General features: G+C 52.6%; 19 protein-coding genes. 15 read left to right on the forward strand and 4 right to left on the reverse strand.

Annotated elements, in window-relative coordinates:
* The first annotated feature begins 320 nt into the window (after window positions 1-320).
* From E6072_RS04115 to E6072_RS04125, 3 genes are all read left to right on the forward strand, one after another.
* The gene (locus E6072_RS04115) at window positions 321-656 is read left to right on the forward strand and encodes a helix-turn-helix transcriptional regulator (RefSeq protein WP_316693954.1); all 336 of its coding nucleotides are present in this window, start codon (window positions 321-323) and stop codon (window positions 654-656) included.
* On the forward strand, window positions 653-1,327 hold the full coding sequence (locus E6072_RS04120) for an ImmA/IrrE family metallo-endopeptidase (protein ID WP_316693956.1): 675 nt from the start codon (window positions 653-655) through the stop codon (window positions 1,325-1,327). The genes E6072_RS04115 and E6072_RS04120 overlap by 4 nt, the downstream gene beginning before the upstream one ends.
* 267 nt (window positions 1,328-1,594) lie before the next feature.
* A complete protein-coding gene (locus E6072_RS04125; RefSeq protein ID WP_316693958.1) occupies window positions 1,595-1,816 on the forward strand; it encodes a hypothetical protein in 222 nt (73 codons plus the stop codon).
* Between the two features lie 87 nt (window positions 1,817-1,903).
* Here the strand turns inward: E6072_RS04125 and E6072_RS04130 are convergent, their stop codons facing one another.
* Window positions 1,904-2,179 carry a type II toxin-antitoxin system RelB/DinJ family antitoxin gene (locus E6072_RS04130; protein WP_270625699.1) on the reverse strand — a complete coding sequence of 92 codons (276 nt, stop codon included), beginning with the start codon at window positions 2,177-2,179 and terminating at the stop codon, window positions 1,904-1,906.
* Window positions 2,180-2,436: 257 nt separating this feature from the next.
* Here E6072_RS04130 and E6072_RS04135 point away from each other — a divergent pair, with 257 nt between their 5' ends.
* From E6072_RS04135 to E6072_RS04155, 5 genes are all read left to right on the forward strand, one after another.
* A complete protein-coding gene (locus E6072_RS04135; RefSeq protein ID WP_316693962.1) occupies window positions 2,437-3,600 on the forward strand; it encodes an ImmA/IrrE family metallo-endopeptidase in 1,164 nt (387 codons plus the stop codon).
* Window positions 3,601-4,095, forward strand: a complete 495-nt coding sequence (locus tag E6072_RS04140; RefSeq protein WP_316693964.1) for a DUF4411 family protein — start codon at window positions 3,601-3,603, stop codon at window positions 4,093-4,095.
* A gap of 219 nt (window positions 4,096-4,314) precedes the next feature.
* Window positions 4,315-4,800 carry a hypothetical protein gene (locus E6072_RS04145; protein ID WP_316693966.1) on the forward strand — a complete coding sequence of 162 codons (486 nt, stop codon included), beginning with the start codon at window positions 4,315-4,317 and terminating at the stop codon, window positions 4,798-4,800.
* 100 nt (window positions 4,801-4,900) lie between these two features.
* Complete coding sequence (locus E6072_RS04150) at window positions 4,901-6,475, forward strand: hypothetical protein (RefSeq protein ID WP_316693968.1); 1,575 nt, start codon at window positions 4,901-4,903, stop codon at window positions 6,473-6,475.
* Window positions 6,472-9,552, forward strand: coding sequence for an error-prone DNA polymerase (locus E6072_RS04155; protein ID WP_316693969.1), 3,081 nt, complete (start codon window positions 6,472-6,474; stop codon window positions 9,550-9,552). The genes E6072_RS04150 and E6072_RS04155 overlap by 4 nt, the downstream gene beginning before the upstream one ends.
* Window positions 9,553-9,611: 59 nt before the next feature.
* Here the strand turns inward: E6072_RS04155 and pepN are convergent, their stop codons facing one another.
* Both pepN and E6072_RS04165 read right to left on the reverse strand, forming a co-directional pair.
* Window positions 9,612-12,170 carry an aminopeptidase N gene (gene pepN, locus E6072_RS04160; protein WP_316693970.1) on the reverse strand — a complete coding sequence of 853 codons (2,559 nt, stop codon included), beginning with the start codon at window positions 12,168-12,170 and terminating at the stop codon, window positions 9,612-9,614.
* 48 nt (window positions 12,171-12,218) lie between these two features.
* Window positions 12,219-14,198 (reverse strand): M13-type metalloendopeptidase, encoded by a 1,980-nt coding sequence (locus E6072_RS04165; protein ID WP_316693971.1) that lies wholly within the window; start codon window positions 14,196-14,198, stop codon window positions 12,219-12,221.
* A 62-nt stretch (window positions 14,199-14,260) separates the two neighbouring features.
* Here E6072_RS04165 and E6072_RS04170 point away from each other — a divergent pair, with 62 nt between their 5' ends.
* Window positions 14,261-15,121, forward strand: a complete 861-nt coding sequence (locus tag E6072_RS04170; RefSeq protein WP_316693972.1) for a zinc finger domain-containing protein — start codon at window positions 14,261-14,263, stop codon at window positions 15,119-15,121.
* Between the two features lie 60 nt (window positions 15,122-15,181).
* Here E6072_RS04170 and purU read toward each other — a convergent pair whose 3' ends face one another.
* A complete protein-coding gene (gene purU, locus E6072_RS04175) occupies window positions 15,182-16,036 on the reverse strand; it encodes a formyltetrahydrofolate deformylase (protein ID WP_316693973.1) in 855 nt (284 codons plus the stop codon).
* A gap of 156 nt (window positions 16,037-16,192) precedes the next feature.
* On the opposite strand from purU, the gene E6072_RS04180 reads away from it, so the two are divergent.
* From E6072_RS04180 to E6072_RS04205, 6 genes are all read left to right on the forward strand, one after another.
* Window positions 16,193-16,621 (forward strand): FHA domain-containing protein, encoded by a 429-nt coding sequence (locus tag E6072_RS04180; RefSeq protein ID WP_316693974.1) that lies wholly within the window; start codon window positions 16,193-16,195, stop codon window positions 16,619-16,621.
* Between the two features lie 50 nt (window positions 16,622-16,671).
* Window positions 16,672-17,391, forward strand: coding sequence for a MerR family transcriptional regulator (locus E6072_RS04185; RefSeq protein ID WP_316693975.1), 720 nt, complete (start codon window positions 16,672-16,674; stop codon window positions 17,389-17,391).
* A gap of 104 nt (window positions 17,392-17,495) precedes the next feature.
* Window positions 17,496-18,047, forward strand: a complete 552-nt coding sequence (locus E6072_RS04190) for a MerR family transcriptional regulator (protein ID WP_307737969.1) — start codon at window positions 17,496-17,498, stop codon at window positions 18,045-18,047.
* A gap of 2 nt (window positions 18,048-18,049) precedes the next feature.
* Entirely contained in the window at window positions 18,050-18,826 is a 777-nt protein-coding gene (locus E6072_RS04195) for a HAMP domain-containing sensor histidine kinase (protein ID WP_316693976.1), read from the forward strand.
* Entirely contained in the window at window positions 18,823-19,518 is a 696-nt protein-coding gene (locus tag E6072_RS04200; RefSeq protein WP_316693977.1) for a response regulator transcription factor, read from the forward strand. The genes E6072_RS04195 and E6072_RS04200 overlap by 4 nt, the downstream gene beginning before the upstream one ends.
* Window positions 19,519-19,648: 130 nt before the next feature.
* The gene (locus E6072_RS04205) at window positions 19,649-21,031 is read left to right on the forward strand and encodes an MFS transporter (RefSeq protein ID WP_316693978.1); all 1,383 of its coding nucleotides are present in this window, start codon (window positions 19,649-19,651) and stop codon (window positions 21,029-21,031) included.
* Window positions 21,032-21,127: the final 96 nt, after the last annotated feature.

A 21,127-nucleotide genomic window follows, 5' to 3' on the forward strand; every position in this document is an offset into this window, starting at 1 on the left:
AGGTTAACCCGCGCGCAAAGAGCAAAAAAGTTTAAAGAACCAACAAAACGCAAACGAGCACGCCATATAGCGCAATCACGCAAATAACCAAACGCACCCGAAAAACATCTTTAACCAGCGCAAAAAACCCGCCAAACGTCCCCTCAAAACATCTCCTAGGATCCGTCTCCGGGATTTGAAAACCGCCAGTGGCAAGGGCTTTTGGTTGCCCCTCCGTGCGGCCTGGGCAATTTTCCCATTTAAATTGTGATTTTCACAAATTTGCCTTCTATATTCGCTGATTCTCGTTTATGCTGGGGTATAGAACGGAGGTGTTAGAGATGGAAACCATTGGAGAGCGGATTGGAAGTGCTTGCAAGGATAGCGGTCTTAGTCAAAAGGCGTTGGCGGAGAAGCTGGATTGGGATCAGGCGAGACTTAGTCGGGTGATTAGCGGTAGCCGCAAAGTTAGTGCTGGCGAGATTGCCGAAATTGCGGCTATTTTGGATGTTTCTTTGGATTGGTTAATTACCGGCTCTGACCCTTATTGGGTATCCAAAAAAGATGTAGCTGCTCGTCATGATTGGGATGGGACAGCCAAAAAATACCACTTTAACCCGGTTGATTTGGATATTTTCCGTTCTGTTGCGCTGGTCTATAAGCAGGCATATAGATGAGTGATTTGCAAGGGAAAACTCCGGAAGAAGTCTTGGAGATGCTCGGGGAAAGAATTGAGATTGACTTTTCTTCCCAAATCGAAAATCATCTTCACATTGACGTGGTGCAGATTGGGCTAGAGGGGAACGGAACCTGTCTTATACTGGATTCTCGCCCGGTCATTGTGGTTCCCAGAACCGATAACTGGTTTAGGCAAGTATTTGCGATTGCCCACGAAATCGGGCATATAGCTAACGACACTACGATTAAGCGGGACGATGAAATATCAGAGCAGGAACGGGGCGCTAATCGTTTTGCTGCCGACTTATTGATGCCAAAAGTACAGGTTGAAAGGCTGGTAGAGGACAAAGCTGAACCGGCAAGGTTCGCCAAGTTTTTGTGGGATTGGGGGGTATCAGTTGCGGCCTTGGTGAATCGACTCAATAAGTTTGACTTACCTACCCCAGATTTTCTTTTCGAGGACGAGAAAACAATAGTTACCCAGAAATTCCTAGGTAAATATCTAAAAGAAATCGGGCTTACCTGGAGTGATGTGCAACGACGAGCCAGTTTATCGGGTGCGCAAAGATTTCCTGCGTATCTGCTTGCTAAGCTCTACGAACAAGTAAATAGTGGGAAAGCACCCGCGCAAACCTATGAGTGGGCTCTTGGGATGCAAAATAACCTGTAGCGACAATGTTTTGTTCGTAAGCTACGATGAGGATGCGGTTGTAATTGCGCAGGAACAGGAAGTGGTAAAAGGCGCTTTCGGGACGAGGATACTTCTGGAGCTGTTAGAAAAGAAAAGGCTAGTTTCTTCGCAGGAAAGAGCAGATATTCTTGCCCAGCTTAGGGAACAAGGTCGTCATGTTCTGTAATGTTCCGAGCTTTACTACTCGAATACATATACTCAATACTATTTTCTAGGGTGCAGGTGAGATGCGGTAAGGTCAAGACCGTGTCTAAGCGTAAGAACACTATTGATGATTTTTTGGTTTGGGCGGGGATTATTCTGGTCGCACTCTCGGCTATTTTGGATTTCTTTTTGATGTTTACTGCTAACTATCTGCGGAATATGCTGTTTACCCTTCCGATCTGGGTTTTAGGTTTTGCTTGTTTTGTGATAATCGGGAATCGGGAAAAGAATAAAAAGACCCGCGGCAAGAAAAATAAGCGATAATGTGTCGGTGACAGGGCTTGCCGGTCGGAGTTACATCCCGAAGATATCAGCGTGTGAGCCAGTTCGATTTAAGAACGATGTTTAGCTTCATGCAAAAACGTCTTTCATTGCTTCTTCGAAGCTGGTATAGCGTGGGTACTTTTCAGGGTGAGCCTTCATTTCTTCGTATTCCTGTAAGGCAGATAAGGTCTGGGCATTGGGAATATCACGCGATATTTGAAACGGGATTGCCTGATCTCGCACGGTTTGCCGCAAGAATATGGTGACCGCAGTGGTTAGATCCATACCCAGGTCTTTGAGTAAGAGCTGCGCGGAGCGTTTGAGATCAGCGTCCAGATTGATGTTGGTACTAACTTTAGCCATCGTTACCCCTCCTGTTCTTACATAAATACTAGAAATAATGGGGTCAAAAATCAATGGTTATATGCGTGTTATATGCGTAATGCGCACATAAATATTATTTTTCGCGGTTCACGCCCTGGATACGGAAGCTTTAGAACTGGATGAGGACGCCTCGGCTCTAAAAAACAGGGAAAGCTGCCGTCTAGGCACAGTTGCTAGTAAAATGGAAACCGTCTCGTGTGTTTTGTCCATTTTCTAAGTTGCGGGGGAGAAGTGTAATGTCTGCAAAAGTACGTATAGCGCCCCCTGTTTACGAGTGGGCTTTGGCACGTAGCGGGAAATCCGTCAATGATTTGGAGAAAAATTTTCCTAAACTACCTGAATGGATATCTGGCGTTAGTGCTCCTTCTTTCACGGATGCAAAAAAATTTGCTGTCAAAACTAATACGCCTTTCGCTTTTCTTTTTCTCGATACTCCTCCCGAGGAAGACCTGCCTATAGCTGATATGCGGACACTTAAAGATTCTGCGGTACGTCAGCCTTCCGGGGATCTGCTCGACACTATTTACAACGCGCAACGCACCCAAGATTGGTATCGAGACTACGCCCTAAGTAATGAGGCAGAAAAACTGTCTTTCGTAGGTTCCGTAGGCGTGAATAATAGCGTGATTGAAGTAGCAGCTAAAATCAGTGATCTCCTTGACTTTGGGTTCGAATCTCGAAAACGAATTGGCAATATGTCCAGTTTGTATCGCTACTTGCTCGACAAGACCGAAGAACTCGGAATCCTGGTGCTTACTAACGGAGTGGTAGGAAACAATACTCACAGAAAACTGAGAGTCGAAGAGTTCCGGGGTTTTTCTTTAAGCGATGAAATTGCGCCTCTTATTTTTGTCAACGGAGTCGACGGTCATTCTGCGAGAATCTTTACCCTATTACATGAACTAGGGCATATCTGGCTAGGTCATAGTGCATTGTCTGACGCCGATTTATCTCTCAACGATTCCAATAGCGCAAAATCTGAGGAACGCTGGTGCAACCAACTCGCGGGAGAGATCCTACTTCCCAAGGATGTTCTTGAGGGCATGCGCGGTACCAAGGTCACCGAAGAATCTGTTACTAAACTTGCGCAAGAAGCCGGCTGCAGCGTCTTGGTGGTGCTGCACAGCCTTTTTGATGCCAACTTTCTGAGCTGGAGTCAGTATCAGGAACTATATGGCCGGGAACTGAGCGCGATAGCCGAAAGAGAAAGCAAGGGGAAACAAACCGGGGGCGGAGATTTTTATAAAACTCTACCTCTGCGCAACTCTCCCACATTTACCCGCGCTGTGATTATCTCTACATTGGAGGGTAATACTCTTTATCGAGATGCCTTTCGGATGCTCGGCACCAAAAAGCCGCAAACTTTCCGTAACCTTGCCGAAAAGCTGGCGGTGGGTTAAATGTATGTGCTGGACAGTAATGTTTTTATCGAAGCTAAGAACCGGTATTACGGATTCGATATCGCTCCGGGATTTTGGGAATGGATAGAGCGTGTCTATATGACCGGGAAAATATGCAGTATTAAACCGGTTTATGATGAACTGACTACCGGAGATGACGAACTTGCAGATTGGGTAAAGCTGAAGTCGCATAAAGGGATGTTTACTGCTATCGATGGTGATCAGGCTATATATGGTTTTGTCAATCAAATTGCGACTTGGGCAGAAAGTAAGGATTATAAACCTGCAGCGACACAGAAGTTTGCGGACTGCGCAGATCCATTTTTAATAGCTTTCGCTGCAGCCCACGGATATACGGTAGTAACTAATGAGCGCCCAGAACCTGACTCTCGAAGATCAGTAAAAATTCCTGACGTCTGTAAAGCGTTTGGCGTAGAATACTGCGACACATTTACGTTGTTCCGTTCAACCGGCGCTCAGCTGGTACTTAGATAGTTTTCGCAAGGAAAACATCGCGACTTCGGAAAAGTTGCCGAACGCGTCCAGCAAATAAATCACAGCCCCCATGCATGCCCCCGTCTAGCCACCCGTTCTGGAAATGACTAATGACGCGCCTGAGTCATTTTTTTCTCTTTACTTGTAGCCCCGTTTCTACCCCAAAAGCGCTCCCGGAAAGGGGTGACAAATCGGGGGAGGCTCCCTATAATCGAACGTATGTTCGATAAGTCCGCTCAGTTGCAGCGCCTAGAAAAGGCGCGCCAGGTTTTGGCGAACCGTCCTCGCCCGGTAAAGCCACTGGCTAGCGCCTATCAACAGGTAGCGGGCGGGGCTGGGCTGCTAGAGATAGCCGCCGAAAAAATGGGGGAGAGCGGCTGGGCTGTATTCCTAGATTTTCCCGATCTAGGCTGGCAGCGCGCCTGGCAAATCGGCTTGGACTTAAAGCGGGTAATCACCATTCCCTATACCGGCGGAAGCGCCCTGGCATGCGCCCAACTTTTCGTACCTTGCGCGGCAGTCCTGGCTATCGGAATGGTAGATTACGGCCCGCAGCAACAACGGATTCTAACCGCGAAAGCACGCCGCTCTGGTTGTGTAATTCTGTCCGCACCCGCCTGGGCAGGCGCTATTTCCCTGGAAACCAGCGCCCGGCACTCGGAGAGTTCCCCTGGGGCAGCTTCAGTCATAAAGGTGAGTGCGTAATGAAATATTTGTGCTCTGTAACCCTGCTACCAGCGTTATTAGGTGCGTGCCAGTCCCTGGGACTCCTCCTAACTAGCCCTACAAAAGCCAGGAGGGCGAGGTGAACGATAGATTACTAGCCCTCTACATCCCCGCCTGGCCAGCCCAAGCCGCGAAGCTCTCCCTAGATGAAGCGGTGGCACTGTGCAGCGGCGGGCGGGTGCAGGCGGTGACTGCCCCGGCGAGAGCCGCCGGAATCAGGGAGCAGATGCGGTTAAAGCAAGCGCGCGTCCTCTGCCCCTCCCTGAAAGAAAAACCCTATTCACCGGCAGAGGCAGAACTGGCATTCCAACCGGTTTTAGAGGCCGCGGGAAAGCAACTCTATGCCCCCAAGTGCTGGTTTCCCGGGCTGATAACCGCCACTTTAAGTCGCAGTCAGCGCCGCGTAGAATCTGCCCTGGCCGCAGAACTAACCGAAGACTTAGCGCAGATAGGATACGCGGTGCAGATCGGGATTGCTAGCGGCACTTTAGCGGCGTGCCTAGCTGCCCGCGAACAGCTACTGATTGCCGACTCCCAAGTAATGCCTTTCCTTAGCGCGCAACCCCTAAGTAGCCTGGGATTTTTCTTACGTCCGGGGATAAAAATAAGCGGATTCGATTTCTCTGACCAGTACCTAACAAAAATGACGGACAGCCTAACCCATCTGGGAATCACCAGCTTGGGGCAACTTATCGCCTTGGGACGTCCGGCGCTGATTCGCCGTTTCGGCACCCTGGGGGCGCTTAGTTACGACTTAGCTAGCGGGGAAAATCTAGAGGACGCGGCCAGGGTGAAAACTGCGCCCGACTCTCCCGGTCTCTACCAATTCTTCACCCCGCCTGCCAGCTCCCTCACCCAGCTGTTACTGCCAGCCCGGGCGTTAGTAGTGGAAATGTTTGCCCGCCTGCGTGCAAGCGGACTGGTATGTAGCCAGGTGCAGTTTATTTGCCGCTGCGAAAATGGAAAAGTGCTTAGTCGCAGCTGGAACCTGGGGGTAGCTGTTAGCAGCAAAGACCTAGTAGAACGAATAAAGCATCAGTTAGAGACGGTTACGGTTGGGGGTAGAGGCAGCGAAGCTCTGGGGGCGGTCTCCCAGATTGAACTCCACCTCTTACAGGTGGTGGATGCCCGCCAGGCAATGACCCCGCTTTGGGGACGAAACGCGGATCCTCCCCAGGAAGTAGATCAGGCAGCCCGCAATGCCAGCTCTTTATTAGGTAAAAACGGGGTGCGGGTACCCCATTTAACCAGCGGATATGATCCGCGTTCAGTGATTGAACTAAAAACTTGGCAAGAGCGGGGCGATCAAAGGCGGCCGCGCCCTAGAATCGGGGCGCTCAGTGGGGTAGCGCCGGAAATAGTGTTCATGCACCCCAAACCGGCCGTAATTATCGATAGTCGTGGCCGGAAAATCCTGCCCGGACGTGACGGACAGCTAAAAGTCCCGGTCAAATGGGTGCAGGTGGCTGGACGGAAAATCGAGGTGCAAAAAACCGAGGGTACCTGGCCGATAAATGGACAGTGGTGGCGGCCGGATGCTCCCAGTCGGCTAGGGCCGCGAATCTTTCTTCGGGTTTACGGCGAGCAAGAAACCTTACTGCTGGTGTTCCGCAAATCCTCCTGGTGGTTAGATGCCTGGGAGGGGCAAAAATGAGTGGCTATATCGAGCTGCACGCTCATTCTGCCTATTCCTTCGCAGTCGGGGCGTGTTCGCCGCGCGAAATGGTGCGTGGGGCGAAAAAACTAGGGCTATCCGGCCTGGCGCTACTCGATTATGACGGAGTTTACGGGTTAATGGAGGCGCGCGCCGCCGCCCGCCAAGCCGGCCTCGCTTTCTTACCGGGGTGCGAATTTACTTTAGAGGACAAAACCCATCTGCCAATTATTTGCCGCTCTAGCCAGGGATATTCTGCTTTAACCGGGGCAATCAGTGCCCATCACCTAGCAGCCGGCAGGAGGGAAGCCGACCGGCAAAACCTAGCCGAACTAGCCCAGTGGGCAAAAGGGCAGTGGCTAGTATTAACCGGCACCCGCGCCGGACCGCTGCGTCGCGTGCTTTACCGCTTTGGAATCGCGGCGGCTACCCGCTTCCTCGAGCAACTAAAAGAGCTGTTCGGGGCAGAAAACATAGCGGTAGAGGCCGCCTTAGCCGGTTTCGATGGGGAAGAGCGCCTAGCGGCACAGCTAGATCACTTGGCGCGCAAAACCAAGTTGCCCCTGGTAGCCACCAGCGCTGCCCGCTGTGCTACCCCTGCCAGTCAACGCCTAGCAGATGTTATGACCGCTACCCGACTGGCGCGTCCTCTCGATAAAATCCAAGACGACTTGCCCGCTTGCCATGCCATGTTGCGTAGCGAAGCTGAGATGCTTCGGATTCATCGGCAATTTCCTGGAGCAGTCGATAACGCTGCCCAGATAGGTAAAGACCTGATTTTTGATTTTTCTACCCCCGCGCCGCATCTGCCTTTAGCCCGAGTGCCACCCGGTTATAGCGCCGACTCCTACCTGGAGCAGCTTTCCTGGCAGGGGGCGCGCGACCGCTACGGGGATCCGGTGCCGGAAAAAGCCGCCGACACAATTCGCCAAGAATTGAAAGTGATATTCCAAAAAGGATTCTCCGGGTATTTTCTGATCGTAAAAGAGATAGTGGATTATTGTTTTTCCTCCGGTATCTATGTGCAAGGACGCGGCTCCGCCGCCAACTCCGCAGTCTGTTACTGCCTGGGAATCACCGCGGTAGATGCGGTGCGCCACCAGATGCTATTCGACCGTTTCCTAACCCCAGACCGTAAAGATCTACCCGATATTGACCTGGATATTGAATCTAATCAACGCGAAAAAGTACTCCAACACGTCTATAGCAAATACGGACGAGAAAATGCCGCTCAAGTGGCTAATGTAATTAGTTACCGTCCGCGAGCTGCGCTAAAAGATGCCTCCCGCGCCCTCGGCTATGATACCAAGACCGCCGCGAAATGGGCACGGTTAGATCGAAAAGCTTTACCGGAAAATGTACGAAAAATAGCGGGGCAGCTACAAAAACTTCCCCGCCACCTGGGGATTCATTGCGGTGGAATGGTGCTTTCCGATAAACCGCTCACCGAAGTAGCCGCGATTAACTGGGCAAATATGCCGGGGCGAACCGTGGTGCAATGGGATAAAGATAGCTGCGCCGAAGCCGGGCTGGTGAAGATCGATTTACTGTCCCTGGGAATGATGGGGGCGCTACGTACCGCTTTTGAAACTCTGCAGGCGCGCGGCGAAAAATCGCCCTCCGGCAAGCCCTGGCGATTGCATAACCTACCCCCGGAAGACCCGCGCGTCTACCAGCTATTACAGGCTGCCGACACGGTTGGGGTTTTTCAAGTAGAGTCCCGTGCCCAAATGTCTACCTTGCCGCGGCTAAAACCAAAATGTTTCTATGACCTGGTAGTCGAAGTGGCTCTGATTCGTCCCGGCCCTATCCAAGGGCAAGCCGTAAACCCTTATCTGGCGCGCCGCTTAGGGCGCGAAAAGGTCACCTACCTGCATCCGCTGCTAAAACCTGCCTTGGAACGCACCTTGGGGGTGCCGCTTTTTCAAGAACAACTAATGCGGATAGCCAAAGATGTGGCCGGATTTAACGGTTCCCAATCCGATAACCTGCGTCGGGCGATGGGACGCAAAAACCCGGGGGAACACCTAGCTGACCTGCGCGCCGAGTTCTTCAAAGGCATGGAAAAGAACCAGATCCCGCCCCCGGTACAAGAAAAAATCTGGGCACAAATGTCTGGTTTTGCCGAATTTGGTTTCCCGGAATCTCACGCTTTTTCCTTCGCCTACCTGGTCTATGCCTCCGCCTGGCTAAAAGCCTATTATCCCGCGGTATTCTATGCCGCGATCCTAGCCAACCAGCCGATGGGGTTTTATTCCCCGCAATCATTAATCTCTGATGCCCGTCGCCACGGATTGAAAATCCTACGCCCAGACGTGAACACTTCTCAGAAAGATTCGGTTCCCGGGGAGGGACTGACCTCCCTAAACCTGGGGTTAGCGGAGATCCGCGGGATGTGCCCAGCTTGGATAGAAAAAATTCTTGCCGCTCGCAATGATAGCTGTGGGCATCGTTTTAAAACCCTAGAGGACTTCACTTCCCGTAGCCGGTTGCCCACTTCAGCCCTAGAACTTCTGGCTACCTCAGGGGCGCTGTCTTCCCTGGGAGTCACCCGCCGTGAAGGGCTCTGGCGCGCGCCCCTCTTATCCGCCCCGCAAAACCGTTTCTACCAGCCAGAACTGCCAGGACTTACCCTTACAGAAACCGCGCCACATTTCGCGCTCTTAACTACCTCAGAGCAAGTACAATGGGACAGTTTAGCCCTGGGAATCAGCCTGTGGGGATACCCCACGAAGCTGCTCCGGCCAGAACTTAAGCGGCGCGGAATCCTCCCAGCCGCTAGGCTGCGCCCGCAACTAGCCGGCAAACGCATCCGGTGCGCAGGGCTAGTTACGCACCGTCAACGCCCCCACACTGCCAAAGGCGTAGTCTTCCTATCTTTAGAGGACGAAACCGGGCTAGTAAACGTGATCTGCCAAGTTGGTTGCTGGCAGCGTTACCGCCGCCTCGCCCTCAGCCAAAATGCCCTAATCGTGCGCGGAGTGCTGCAAGCCAAAGACGGAGCCCTAGCCCTGCTAGCAGACAAACTAGAGCCGTTAAATCTGCCAGTCCCCACCAAATCCCGAGATTTTCGTTAACGGCGGCTGACCGGGTTTAGCTAAGTGCTCTAACCAGCCAGCCGCGCTAAACGAAAAACTCATTTACCAGTACGGGCATGGCGTGAACGCCGCGCCCCATCTAGTTCTTCTAGCACCAGGCGGCGCAGCGCTTTATCGGCATCCGGGTTCTCTGCCAACCAACGCTCCGTCCGCTCTACCAGGTCAAATCCTTCCCGACTTTGGAGAGCTAAGGGGTAAAGCCCGCCAACTAGAGATTCAGCCATATGCAAAGTGCGCTGATCCCAAATATCGTTAAGCGCCGCGAAATAAGGCTCGATCATATCGGCACCATCTGTTGGTTGCAGCCAGAGGGAACGCGCAATCCCGGCTGTCAAGGCATCAATCTGCCCATTGGTCAAAGAAGTGTCTTCCAGAACCCGCTGCGCCCACTGCGCCTTGTTCTCCCGACCCGGCAGGGCAGCGCGCGCCAAGAAAGCGTTTTCCCGGCCAGTAATAGTGTCGTCACTTTCTGCCATTTTGCGAATCATGTCTGCGCTGGCCTGCCCATTAGCCGCCAAAGCAAAAATCATATCCCAACGCAAATCCGTATCTACACTAACGCCTTCAAAAACTTTACCTTCCTCATACCAACGCGCAATTTCAGGTGCCTCTTTAGCTCCCGCAACCTGCAAGAATGCCCGCACCAATTGGCGTTGCCGATCCGAGGACGGCTCTGCTTCCTCTGCTAAAGCCAAAAGCGCCGGGGCTAACAGACGATGAGCACTGGCGGGGTCAGCAGCATAGTAGATTAAAGCGCCCTGGATATGCCGTAAAATTCCATTCAACACCGAAGAATTAGTTTCGTGCTTGAGCGCTCCCAAAGCCATCTCTAAGTATTTCGAAGCGCTCAGATCCCCGTCACGCACCATATCCCAGGCGGCACACATGATGACTGCTCGCGGCAAAGAATCCTCGAAATCGCCAACGCGAGTGCGCAACACTTCCCAGGAATCAGCGTCAAAACGGATCTTCGCGTACGCTAAATCCTCGTAGTTAAGTACATAGACGTCATGCCTGGTTCCCACCAAACCAGGAACCGCGGTAACCTCGCCTTTAACATCTACATCTACGCGGCGAACCAAAACCAGTTTCCCGCGAGAATCAAAATCGTAGGCGCCTATGCTAGTGGCGTGAGGACGCAAACTGGTGCCTTCTTGCGGCAAAGATTGAATAATATTAAAGCTGGTAACTTTACCGCTCGCGTCTCTTTCAATCTGCGACTCCAGCTGGGTAATCCCGGCCTCTAGCAGCCAAACCTGACTCCACTGCTTCAAGTTGCGTCCACTGGCCTTCTCTAGCTCTCCCAGGAAATCAGCCAAAGTCGCATTGGAATATTCGTGGCTAGCAAAATAGCTACGCAAAGCCTGCAAGAAATTACCTTCACCTACATAAGCCACCAATTGCCGCAGCACACAGGCGCCCTTGGAATAGGTAATACCATCGAAGTTAACTTCTACATCTGCAAGATCACTGATGGGCGCCACAATCGGGTGGGTAGTGGGCAGCTGATCACAGTTGACCCCCCATACTTTGCGCATCGTAAACCCGGTCCAAGCGTCATTGAAACGGGTCCCTTCTGCCATGCACCAATACGACATAAACTCGGCAAACGATTCGTTTAGCCACAGGTCATCCCACCATTTCATGGTGACTAAATCCCCGAACCACATATGAGCCAGCTCGTGCAAAATCGTGTTGGTGAGCTGCTCTAGCTGCGCCCCAGAAGGTTTAGTGCGGAAAATATATTCATCCCGGAAGGTAATACAACCGGCGTTTTCCATTGCCCCCGCGTTATATTCGGGAACAAAAATCTGGTCATACTTGGTGAAAGGATAGGGGCGAGCATAGTGAGACTCGTAAAAACGGAACCCCGCAATGGTTTGCTCGAAAACAAAATCCGCGTCCAGATATTCAGCTAGCGATTGTCGGCAGTAAACCCCCAAAGGAATAGTGCGCCCATCAATACTGGTAAGTACCGATTTCACGCTATGGTAGGGGCCGGCAACCAGGGCAGTAATATAGCTGGAAAGTAAAGGTGTGCGGTCGAAATGGAAAACATGTTGGTTAGTATCCCCGGCACGCTCTACCTTTAGAGATTGCGGACGCGGAGTTTCCATATTGGACAGTACCGTCCAGCTCTGCGGTACCGTCACCGAGAACTGGTAGGTAGCTTTCAGGTCGGGTTGTTCAAAACAGGCGAACACCCTGCGGGCATCGGGCACCTCGAACTGGGTATAAACATAGGTGAGGCCATCGGCCGGATCTGTGAAGCGGTGCGCTCCCTCGCCAGTATGCATATAAGCGCAGTCAGCCACCACTTCTAGGTGGTTTTCCGCCTTTAGATCGCTAAGCTCAATCCGGTTGTCGCGGTAACAAGCAGTGCCCAAATCTTGTCCATTTAGCTGGATGGAGCGCACATTAGGGGCAATTAAATCCACGAAAGTGCTTGCGCCCGCTTCAGCTTCAAAATCAATCACCGTGCGGGAGGGAAAGGTTTCCCCATTTTCCGATAGCTCCACCTGGACGGTGTAATCAACTTTTCCGATAACGTTCTTGCGTGCTTGTGCCTCAGTTTTCGTCAGATTTGTACCCGGCATTTCCTCTCCTGTTTTTAGACCTATCTTAATGATTGCTTTAGTGCGTGCTTATTCCCAAATTCTTACCCGCTCGCCTGGCTCCATCCAGAGCTTATCGGCGGGAGTGGTCTGGAAAGTATCGTGGAAAGCATCCAAGTTACGTACCACCCCGTTACAGCGGAATTCAGCGGGGGAGTGGGGATCTACCACGAGGCGCTGGCGGGCAGATTCCGGGCGGATCGCAGTGCGCCACACCCTGGCCCAAGAATAAAAGAAATCGGGAGCCAAGTCGGCCTCTTCCGGATGCGCCCTCTTCCAAGCTTTAAAAGCAATAGCTAATCCTCCCAGATCCCCAATATTTTCTCCGGTAGTGAGGGCGCCGTTGACGTGCACTTCCTCATCAGGTAGTTCACTGGGGCGGTAGCTATCGTATTGCGCAATTAAAGCCGCGGTGCGTTTGGTGAACTCTTCCCGGTCGGCCGGGGTCCACCATTCGGTGAGCCGGCCGTCGCCGTCGTAGTGGGAGCCTTGATCATCGAAACCATGCCCGATTTCGTGCCCAATCACCGCGCCGATGCCTCCAAAATTGGTAGCCCAGGAAGCCTCAAGATCAAAAAATGGGGGCTGCAGGATCGCGGCGGGGAAGACGATTTCATTTGCCAGCGGGGAATAGTAGGCGTTAACCGTTTGCGGGCTCATATGCCATTCTTCTTTATCCACTGGTTTTAAGATCCGTGCCAGCTGGAAGTCAGTTTCATAGGCACTGGAAGCGCGAATCATGTCTACCAGGGTGTCGCCCTCGCTAAAACGCAGCTCAGAGTCGTCCCTCCAAAGGCGCGGATACCCGATTTTGTAAGTAAATTTGGATAATTTTCCGAGGGCGCGCCTGCGGGTTTCTTCTCCCATCCAATCTAGCTTCTCAATCCCCTCCCGATATGCCTGTAAAAGTGCCTCCACCAGTTTCTCCATTGCGTCGCGACGCTCCGGCGGGAAATGATAGGCCACATAGGCGCGCCCGAGCGCCTGATCCAATACTGATTCCACGGTGCCTACTGCGCGTTTCCACAGCTCGGGGCGCTCAGGAGTCCCCGACAGGGTAGTGCCATAGAAGGAAAAACGTAGTTCTTGCAGCTGCGGAGCCAGGTAGGCAGCGAACGCTAAAACCACTTTTATCTGCAGGTATCGTTTTAGGGTGGGTAGATCGGTGCTCGCCCACAGCTGGGCAAATCCCTCCTGATAGGAAGGCATGTACACGTTAATCGGATCAGCTCCGGCCTTAAGTTTTAGCCCCAGTCCCTGCGCCCAAGCGGAATAGTTAAATCCCGGGTTTTTACCGATGAACTCCGCGAAAGTAGTGGGGTTATTAGTAGCTTGTGCGTCGCGGCTGCGCACTGCATCCCAGTGGTGACTGGCTAGCAGGGTTTCAAAATCAAACACTTGCTGGGCGAAATCATTCTCTGTCCCGGAGGCGGCAATCCCGCTTTCTAGGGCCATTTTTGCTAAAAATTCCCGATACTTTTCCCGGATTTCCCGGTGTTCATCCTCACGGTAATAGGATTCATCGGGCAGACCCAGCCCCGCCTGATAGAACTGTCCGATATAGCGTTCCGGATTTTCAGCATCGATACCGACCAGGAAAGCAACCGGGGAATCAATGCCTTCCCGCTCTAGCTCTCCCAGTACCTGGGCTAACTCATCCCGGCTTGGGCAGGCTCCCACTTTTTCAAGCAGGGGAACAATCGGGGCAGTTCCTTGTGCGGCCAGGGCATCTTGATCCAGGTAGGCCTGAAAGAGTTGCCCAATTCGGCTGGCATCAAAACTCCAACGCTCACTGCTGGTTTCCGCCTGCTGCGGGCGTTCCAGTTTCCCGGCCGCCGCGTTTTCACAAAGGGTGCGGCAGTGAGCCAGTGCGTCCTCTACCAGGTCGCGGAAAGCCCCATCAACCGCACGGTCAGCCGGGATTTTATAGCTAGCTAACCAGGCACCATTGATATGGCGGTAAAGGTCATCTTGAACACGCGGAGCCTGTCCGCAGGAATTTTCACTCATACTTTAAGCCTAAATATTCCCGGCGGTTTGGCAAACGTAGCGCCCTAGGCAAGAATTGCCCTATGCCAGAGGGACATTCTATTCACCGTTTAGCCATCGCTTTTACCGAACTATCGAAACTCGGTATTGCGCGGGCATCTTCTCCGCAGGGACGGTTTTCGGAGGGCGCAGCCGCCCTGGATAACGCAAAAATTACACGCCCCTGGGCGTGGGGTAAACACCTGTTCCTAGATTTTGAGGTTCCGCAACCAGCGACTTTGCACGTGCATCTGGGGCTATATGGTTCTTGGAAGTTTCAGGCAGGTGAAGGAATAACCCTCCCTGGCCATATCGGAGCCCCGCGGATGCCAGGCGAACACCCCGGCGATACCTATAAACATTTTTCGGGGCAGTTTCAGCCGAATCTTCCCGGAGAAAATGTGCGGCTGCGGTTAGAGTTTTCGCGAGCGGTAGCCGACTTGTCTGGCCCTAACCAGTGCGAACTGCTAGATAAAGAGGGGGTAGATAAAATTTTAGCCCGCCTCGGCCCCGATCCGCTGGTGGATTCTTGCACAGATGAGGATTTTATTGCCCGTGCCCGCAAAACTACTCGCCGGATAGGCGAAGTAGTAATGGATCAATCCTTTATCGCCGGGCCTGGCAATATTTACCGCGCCGAATGCCTCTTTCGTTGCGGGATCAACCCTAACCGGCAGGCGGCTAAAGTCTCGGTGAAACGCCTACACGCGCTGTGGGAAGACCTGCGTTCCCAAATGCGTCGCGGCCTTAAAGAAGGCTTGATCTGCACCACTGATGATCCCTCTCAAGGGCGTTTTTGGGTTTACCAGCGTTCGGGGGAGCCCTGTCGGCGTTGCGGAGCGATTGTTCGCGACCAGATTGTCGCCGGCAGGCGCAGCTACTGGTGTCCTAAGTGCCAAAAGTAAGCCGCTTTAGAGAGGGCGCGCTCGCAAAAACGGTCCGGGCGGATCTCCTCTAAACGCGTCCTATTCAAAAACCACAGTGCGGTTACCGTTTAGCAGGATTCGCCGCTGGGAATACCAGGTGACTGCCTGAGCCAGCACCCGGCGCTCTACATCCTGCCCCTTTTGCACCATGGAGGCAGTAGAGTCTCGGTGGGAAACCGGAATCACCTCTTGGGCAATAATCGGACCTTCGTCTAGATCGGGGGTTACGAAATGAGCAGTTGCCCCAATTAGTTTCACTCCCCGCTGATGCGCCTGGTGATAGGGACGTGCCCCCTTGAAAGAAGGCAAGAAAGAGTGGTGGATATTGATTACTTGGCCGTGTAAACGCTCGCAAACCTTATCGGAAAGGATCTGCATATAACGGGCAAGCACCACCAGTTCCACATTTTCCGAATCGATGAGGGCGAGCAGCTCTTCCTCTGCCTTTGCTTTAGTGTCTTTTGTCACCGGGATACACAGGAAGGGCGCATCATAGAACTGGGCGAGAGGCGCCAAATCCGGGTGGTTACCGATTACTGCCACCACTTCGAGCGGTAGATTCAGATTGCGGTGTCGATATAGCAGGTCAGAGAGGCAATGTCCCTCTTTGGAAACCATAATGATGGTGCGAACCTTCTTGCCGACCTCATTGACGGACCAACGCATCGAGTACTGCTGTGCCAAGGGGGTAAAAGCCTCCCTGACTTCCTGGACGCTGCAGCGGCTGTGGATCTCTACCCGCATAAAGAAACTTTTGGTTTCGGGATCATCGAACTGTTGAGAATCGACAATGTTGCCCTCTACCTTGACAATCACTTTCGTTACGTCATGGACTATTCCAGGACGGTCAGGACAGGACAAGGTTAAGACCAGATGCGATACGGGTTCGTTCATGGCGCAAACTATACCAGCCCTGACGCGACCAATAATTTTGGCACGGAAAATTTTGTTACCAATATGTGACAAACCGGTGAGTTGGAAAAAATTTTGCGCTAACATTGAAAGGCCTGTCGGGATAGGTGGGCAAGGAACTAGGAAGAGGAGGACTCCATGAGCGACAACGACTTGGCAGATCCCATAACTACCGCGGTTATCGGCGCAATTAGGGACGATGATCTGGTTGCCGGCAGTGCACTTTCTGAAGATGCTCGCAACACCATTGCGCAGCTTCCAGAGGGGTCAGCTTTGCTGGTTGTTGTACGCGGCCCGAACGTAGGAGCCCGCTTCTTACTAAACGCGGAAAAAGTCACAGTAGGGCGCAAACCCAAATGCGACATTTTCCTTGATGACGTTACCGTTTCTCGCAAGCACGCTATCTTTGTGCGCGAAGAGGACGGGTACGTGGTTCGCGATGCCGGCTCCCTTAATGGAACCTATGTAAACCGTGAGCGGGTAGATTCTATCCAGTTGAAAACGGGCGATAGTGTGCAGATCGGAAAATATCGGATGGTTTACTATTCCTCCCGGAGGGATTCTTAGACTTGACGACGGCATCAGCGAGGCGGAGCGCGCAACTTGAGACTAAAGCTATGTCCTGGCCGGCGGGAGTATCCACTAAACCGGTCTTCTCGATCGGCAAAGTAGTCGAACGTGTAAAAGGTGAATTCCCGACGATTTCGGTCTCCAAGCTGCGTTTCCTGGAAGACCAGGGGATAGTTTCTCCGGCTCGTACTGCCTCGGGATACCGCAAGTATTCGGCTGCCGATATCGAGAGGGTTCGTTTTTGTCTGTCTCGGCAACGTGATTCTTTTCTGCCCCTGCGGGTTATTCGCGAACAGCTAGCGCAACTAGACGCGGGGCAAACACTCAGTGAGGTACCCCCTCCGCAACAGGCGGCGCGGCTGATTGCCTCTGAAGGACAATTGGTTACCTCTGCGGCGCCGAATGGGACCCTTACGACCCGGGAGCTTTTGGATTTAAGCGGGGTTTCCACTGCGGAATTAAGCTCTTTTGTGCAGGCAGGGCTAGTTTCCCCGGATCTGGCAGGGCGGTTTCCTCCTCGCAGTCATCAAATAGTAAAGTTGGCCAGCCTTTTGGTGGAACAGGGGATTCCTCCGCGTCAGTTGCGGTTCTTGAAAACTGCTGCCCTGCGTTTACTAGACCTGGTGGAGCGGGCGGCTACTCCTGCGGGCTACCGTGCTAATAGCGTGGCAAAGGCGCGACATTTATCGGAGACGCAAGAACTGTCCGAAGCAGCTGCCCAAATGTTTTTGCAGATGGTGCGGGTTTCTGCGGAAAAGCTGAATTAAACCTCAAGTCAAGCTTGAGACTTTCCGTAAAAGGTTCTTGACCGACCAGGGCAAAGAAAATACCGTTAAGACAGTACTTAAAACCATCGTCAGGGAGTCAGCCCATGGATAGGCAGCCGCGCCCACAGCGTTCGCAAGGCATGTTATTTGGAGATACCTTAGCGGATCTGGATACCGAGACCGGCTACCGCGGCCCTATCGCTTGTAAAGCAGCCGGGATAACCTACCGGCAACTAGATTATTGGGCGCGAACTGGATTGGTAGAACCTACTATTCGCTCCGCGAAAGGTTCCGGTTCCCATCGCCTGTATTCTTTCCGCGATATTTTGGTACTAAAAATTGTAAAACGCCTCCTTGATACGGGAGTGTCCCTACAACAAATTCGAATAGCAGTCGACGCCCTATCTAAGCGAGGAGTGGACTCGCTATCCTCTATCACCCTAATGTCCGATGGTGCCTCCGTTTACGAATGCACCTCCACCGACGAAGTAATTGACCTGGTGCAGGGGGGACAAGGCGTATTTGGGATCGCAGTAGGACGCGTATGGCGAGAGATTGAAGGCACCCTAGCGGAACTGCCTGTAGAGTCGGCTAAGCAAGAACTGAAAGTTCCCGACGAGCTTGCTGCCGCCCGGGCACGGCGAAATGCCGGATAACGGTGGAAATCCTAGTTTTTTTAATTGGGCTGGCTGGCGGAGTTTTAGGCGGCTACGCTCTCCATAAATGGATATGGCATCTGCCTCGGCGCAGAGCGAAACTGCCCAATGATGCTACCAACACCGATATTCTGTCCCATGAAATCCGTACCCCTTTGGCGCTGATTTCTGGGGCGGCGGAACTTTTAGAATCTACTCCTTTGGATGAGCGACAAAGCCGCCTGTTGCACACGGTTACCACTAACTCTGCACACGCGATTCGCTTAGCGGAAACTTTTTTAACCGGAGCTAAGATTCGCGGCTCAGGATTGCGGCTAGACAAACAAGACGTGGATTTGCGCGAGCTAGTACGACAGGCAGCCTCGCAGGTACGCGAAATTTTAGCGGTCGATATTTTGCTAACCGATCCCGGGGCGCCGCTCTATGTATACGGGGATCGGCAATTACTCTCGCAAGTGATTTGGAACCTGATAAACAACGCGGCTCGGCACTGCCGGGAAGGTGTAAAAATCCTGGTGCGCTCGTTCCAGGACGGATCGCAAGTTATTTTAGAAGTCACCGATAATGGCGGTGGAATCTCTAAGAGCCAGCGGCGCGACTTGTTCACCTACTACGGGGGACAAACCAGCCAAGCTGCGACCGCGAACTCGGGGGCGGGACTAGGACTGGGGGTAGTTTCCCAAATCGTTCGCGGTCATGGAGGAGAGGTACTGGTTGATACTTTGGAGGGAAGAGGAACTACATTTGTAGTGAGTTTGCCCAAGGGAGGAACAAAGTGAAACCACTGGTGCTGGTAGTAGATGACGAAGCGCAAATGCGTGAAATTGTTCGCTATACCCTGGAGGAAACCGGTTGTGAAGTCCTGGAGGCCTCCGGTGCGGCCTCGGCTTGGAAATTGGTCAAGTCTTCCGATTTAGCGCTGGTGATATTGGATTTAATGCTACCTGATGGGTCGGGGGTAGAACTGGCAAAACGTATTAGGTCAACGCAAAAGCTTCCGATTCTAATGCTTACTGCCCTGGGGGATCCCCAGCAGCGCATCGAAGGGTTGCAGGCGGGTGCCGATGACTATTTGCCTAAACCCTTTTCCCCGCGGGAACTATCCTTGCGGGTAGAGGCGATTTTACGGCGTACCCATAAAATGCGGCAGGTAGAACCTCGACGGGAACTAGGTCCGCTGTCGCTGGATACTGCGCGCGGGCGTGCCTACTATCAAGCTAAAGATCTAAAACTTTCGGAAACCGAATTCAAGTTACTGCGAGTATTAGCTGAGGCCAACGGGGGAGTAGTAACTATTCGGGAACTACTAAATCAAGTTTGGGAAACCACTTCTACCTCTGGGGGGCGCGATATGGTAAAAACCACTATTTACCGCTTGCGCGCCAAACTGCGGGCTGCCGGCAGTGATGAAATGATTCATACCCTGCGCGGTGGCGGATATATTTTGGAGTATCTCGGGCGGGAAAACTAATTCTGGGTAACAGCATCGTTACCGCCTGTCACCGCTAACCCTGCTGGTTGTTACCAATCGGCAGGCAGACTAGAGTCTGTAAGTTTCCATAAGGCGGTCCCGGCCGCCACGAACACAGCGGAGTGAATTTATGGCATCCCCTAAAGGTCTTTCCTGGCTAAAGGCACCCCTGCCGGCGCCACGACTGCCCGAAAATAAAGTCAAACAGCTTTTCCCTCGTCTGCGATTGCAGGTTTTCCTGGGTATCTTCATTGGCTATGCCGGCTTTTATCTGATTAGAAACAATATCTCCTCCATCGCCCCTTTGCTGATGGATGACACTGGTATCGACAAAGTCGGAGTGGGGATTATCGCGAACGCGGTGCTTTTCGCCTACGGGCTCTCAAAGTTCTTCTCCGCGATGATCTCTGATCGTTCCAACGCCCGCTATTTCCTGGTGATCGGCCTGGCACTATCGGCATGTACCAACCTAGTAGTAGCCTTCGTGCCTTGGGTAACCGCCTCGGTAGGAATCTTTGCGACTGTCATGTTTTTGAATGGTTGGTTCCAAGGTATGGGCTGGCCTCCTTGCGGAAGGGTATTAGTACACTGGTTCTCCACTAATGAACGCGGTACCATCACCTCTATTTGGAATACTGCCCATAATGTTGGGGGCGCCCTGCTACCCACCTTGGTAGGTATTGGCCTGGCTTGGACTGCCGATGACTGGCGCTCAGCCTTTTGGTTGCCCGCGGTAATCGCCCTGATAGTAGCGTTTATTGGATTCCTATTGATCCGGGATACTCCCGAATCTCTCGGGCTTCCCCCGATCGAGGAATACCGCAATGACCCGGCCAAAGTGGAAGTAGACGAGGGCGAAAAGATGTCCGCTAAGGATTTGATTTTCAAACACGTCCTTACCAATCGCACGATCGTCATGCTGGCAGTGGCTAACGTATTCGTCTATGCCCTGCGTTACGGGGTACTGAACTGGATTACGGTCTACATGCACGAAAAGCATCACGCCGAGATTGGTTCCGGTCTGGCAGGTATCTTCGCCTATGAAATCGCAGGCATCGTCGGTACGCTGCTATGTGGCTGGATGTCAGACAAAGTCTTTAAAGGCTACCGCTCGGGGGCAGGAATCTTCTTTACTATCTGCACTGCCCTAGCCATCCTGGGGTACTGGTTGGCTCCGGTAGGAACCCCCATGTGGATACTGATTCTGCTGGTAGCCCTAATTGGGGGACTTATTTACGGCCCGGTGATGCTGATTGGTTTACAGGCTATTGACCTATCTCCGCGTAACGTGGCGGGTACTGCCGCTGGTTTTACTGGTTTGTTTGGATATCTGCTGGGAGCTACTTTGGCTTCCACTGGAGTCGGGCTGCTAGTTCATAACTTCGGCTGGAACCTCACCTTTATGGTATTTATCGTCTTTTCGGTATTGACGGTATTAATCTTTGCCATCGTAGGACGCGACGAACGGCGGATTATGAGCGCCCATAAACAAAAACTGGACGAGCGGGCATAGCGTTACGCTTCAGGGGCGCTAAAAGATCCTAATATAATCAAAATACCCAAAGCAGGCTGGCGGAAACCGAAATGTTTCCGCCAGCCTGCTATCGTT

Origin of the sequence: Varibaculum cambriense (genome assembly GCF_032557235.1) — a bacterium.
GTDB classification, from domain to species: Bacteria; Actinomycetota; Actinomycetes; order Actinomycetales; family Actinomycetaceae; genus Varibaculum; species Varibaculum cambriense_C.

Bases quoted from the DNA above. Each gene is read 5' to 3' on its own strand.
- E6072_RS04115 (WP_316693954.1), top strand. From the start codon at position 321: ATGGAAACCATTGGAGAGCGGATTGGAAGTGCTTGCAAGGATAGCGGT.
- E6072_RS04120 (WP_316693956.1), top strand. From the start codon at position 653: ATGAGTGATTTGCAAGGGAAAACTCCGGAAGAAGTCTTGGAGATGCTC.
- E6072_RS04130 (WP_270625699.1), bottom strand. From the start codon at position 2,179: ATGGCTAAAGTTAGTACCAACATCAATCTGGACGCTGATCTCAAACGC.
- E6072_RS04135 (WP_316693962.1), top strand. From the start codon at position 2,437: ATGTCTGCAAAAGTACGTATAGCGCCCCCTGTTTACGAGTGGGCTTTG.
- E6072_RS04140 (WP_316693964.1), top strand. From the start codon at position 3,601: ATGTATGTGCTGGACAGTAATGTTTTTATCGAAGCTAAGAACCGGTAT.
- E6072_RS04145 (WP_316693966.1), top strand. From the start codon at position 4,315: ATGTTCGATAAGTCCGCTCAGTTGCAGCGCCTAGAAAAGGCGCGCCAG.
- E6072_RS04155 (WP_316693969.1), top strand. From the start codon at position 6,472: ATGAGTGGCTATATCGAGCTGCACGCTCATTCTGCCTATTCCTTCGCA.
- pepN (WP_316693970.1), bottom strand. From the start codon at position 12,170: ATGCCGGGTACAAATCTGACGAAAACTGAGGCACAAGCACGCAAGAAC.
- E6072_RS04165 (WP_316693971.1), bottom strand. From the start codon at position 14,198: ATGAGTGAAAATTCCTGCGGACAGGCTCCGCGTGTTCAAGATGACCTT.
- E6072_RS04170 (WP_316693972.1), top strand. From the start codon at position 14,261: ATGCCAGAGGGACATTCTATTCACCGTTTAGCCATCGCTTTTACCGAA.
- purU (WP_316693973.1), bottom strand. From the start codon at position 16,036: ATGAACGAACCCGTATCGCATCTGGTCTTAACCTTGTCCTGTCCTGAC.
- E6072_RS04180 (WP_316693974.1), top strand. From the start codon at position 16,193: ATGAGCGACAACGACTTGGCAGATCCCATAACTACCGCGGTTATCGGC.
- E6072_RS04185 (WP_316693975.1), top strand. From the start codon at position 16,672: ATGTCCTGGCCGGCGGGAGTATCCACTAAACCGGTCTTCTCGATCGGC.
- E6072_RS04190 (WP_307737969.1), top strand. From the start codon at position 17,496: ATGGATAGGCAGCCGCGCCCACAGCGTTCGCAAGGCATGTTATTTGGA.
- E6072_RS04205 (WP_316693978.1), top strand. From the start codon at position 19,649: ATGGCATCCCCTAAAGGTCTTTCCTGGCTAAAGGCACCCCTGCCGGCG.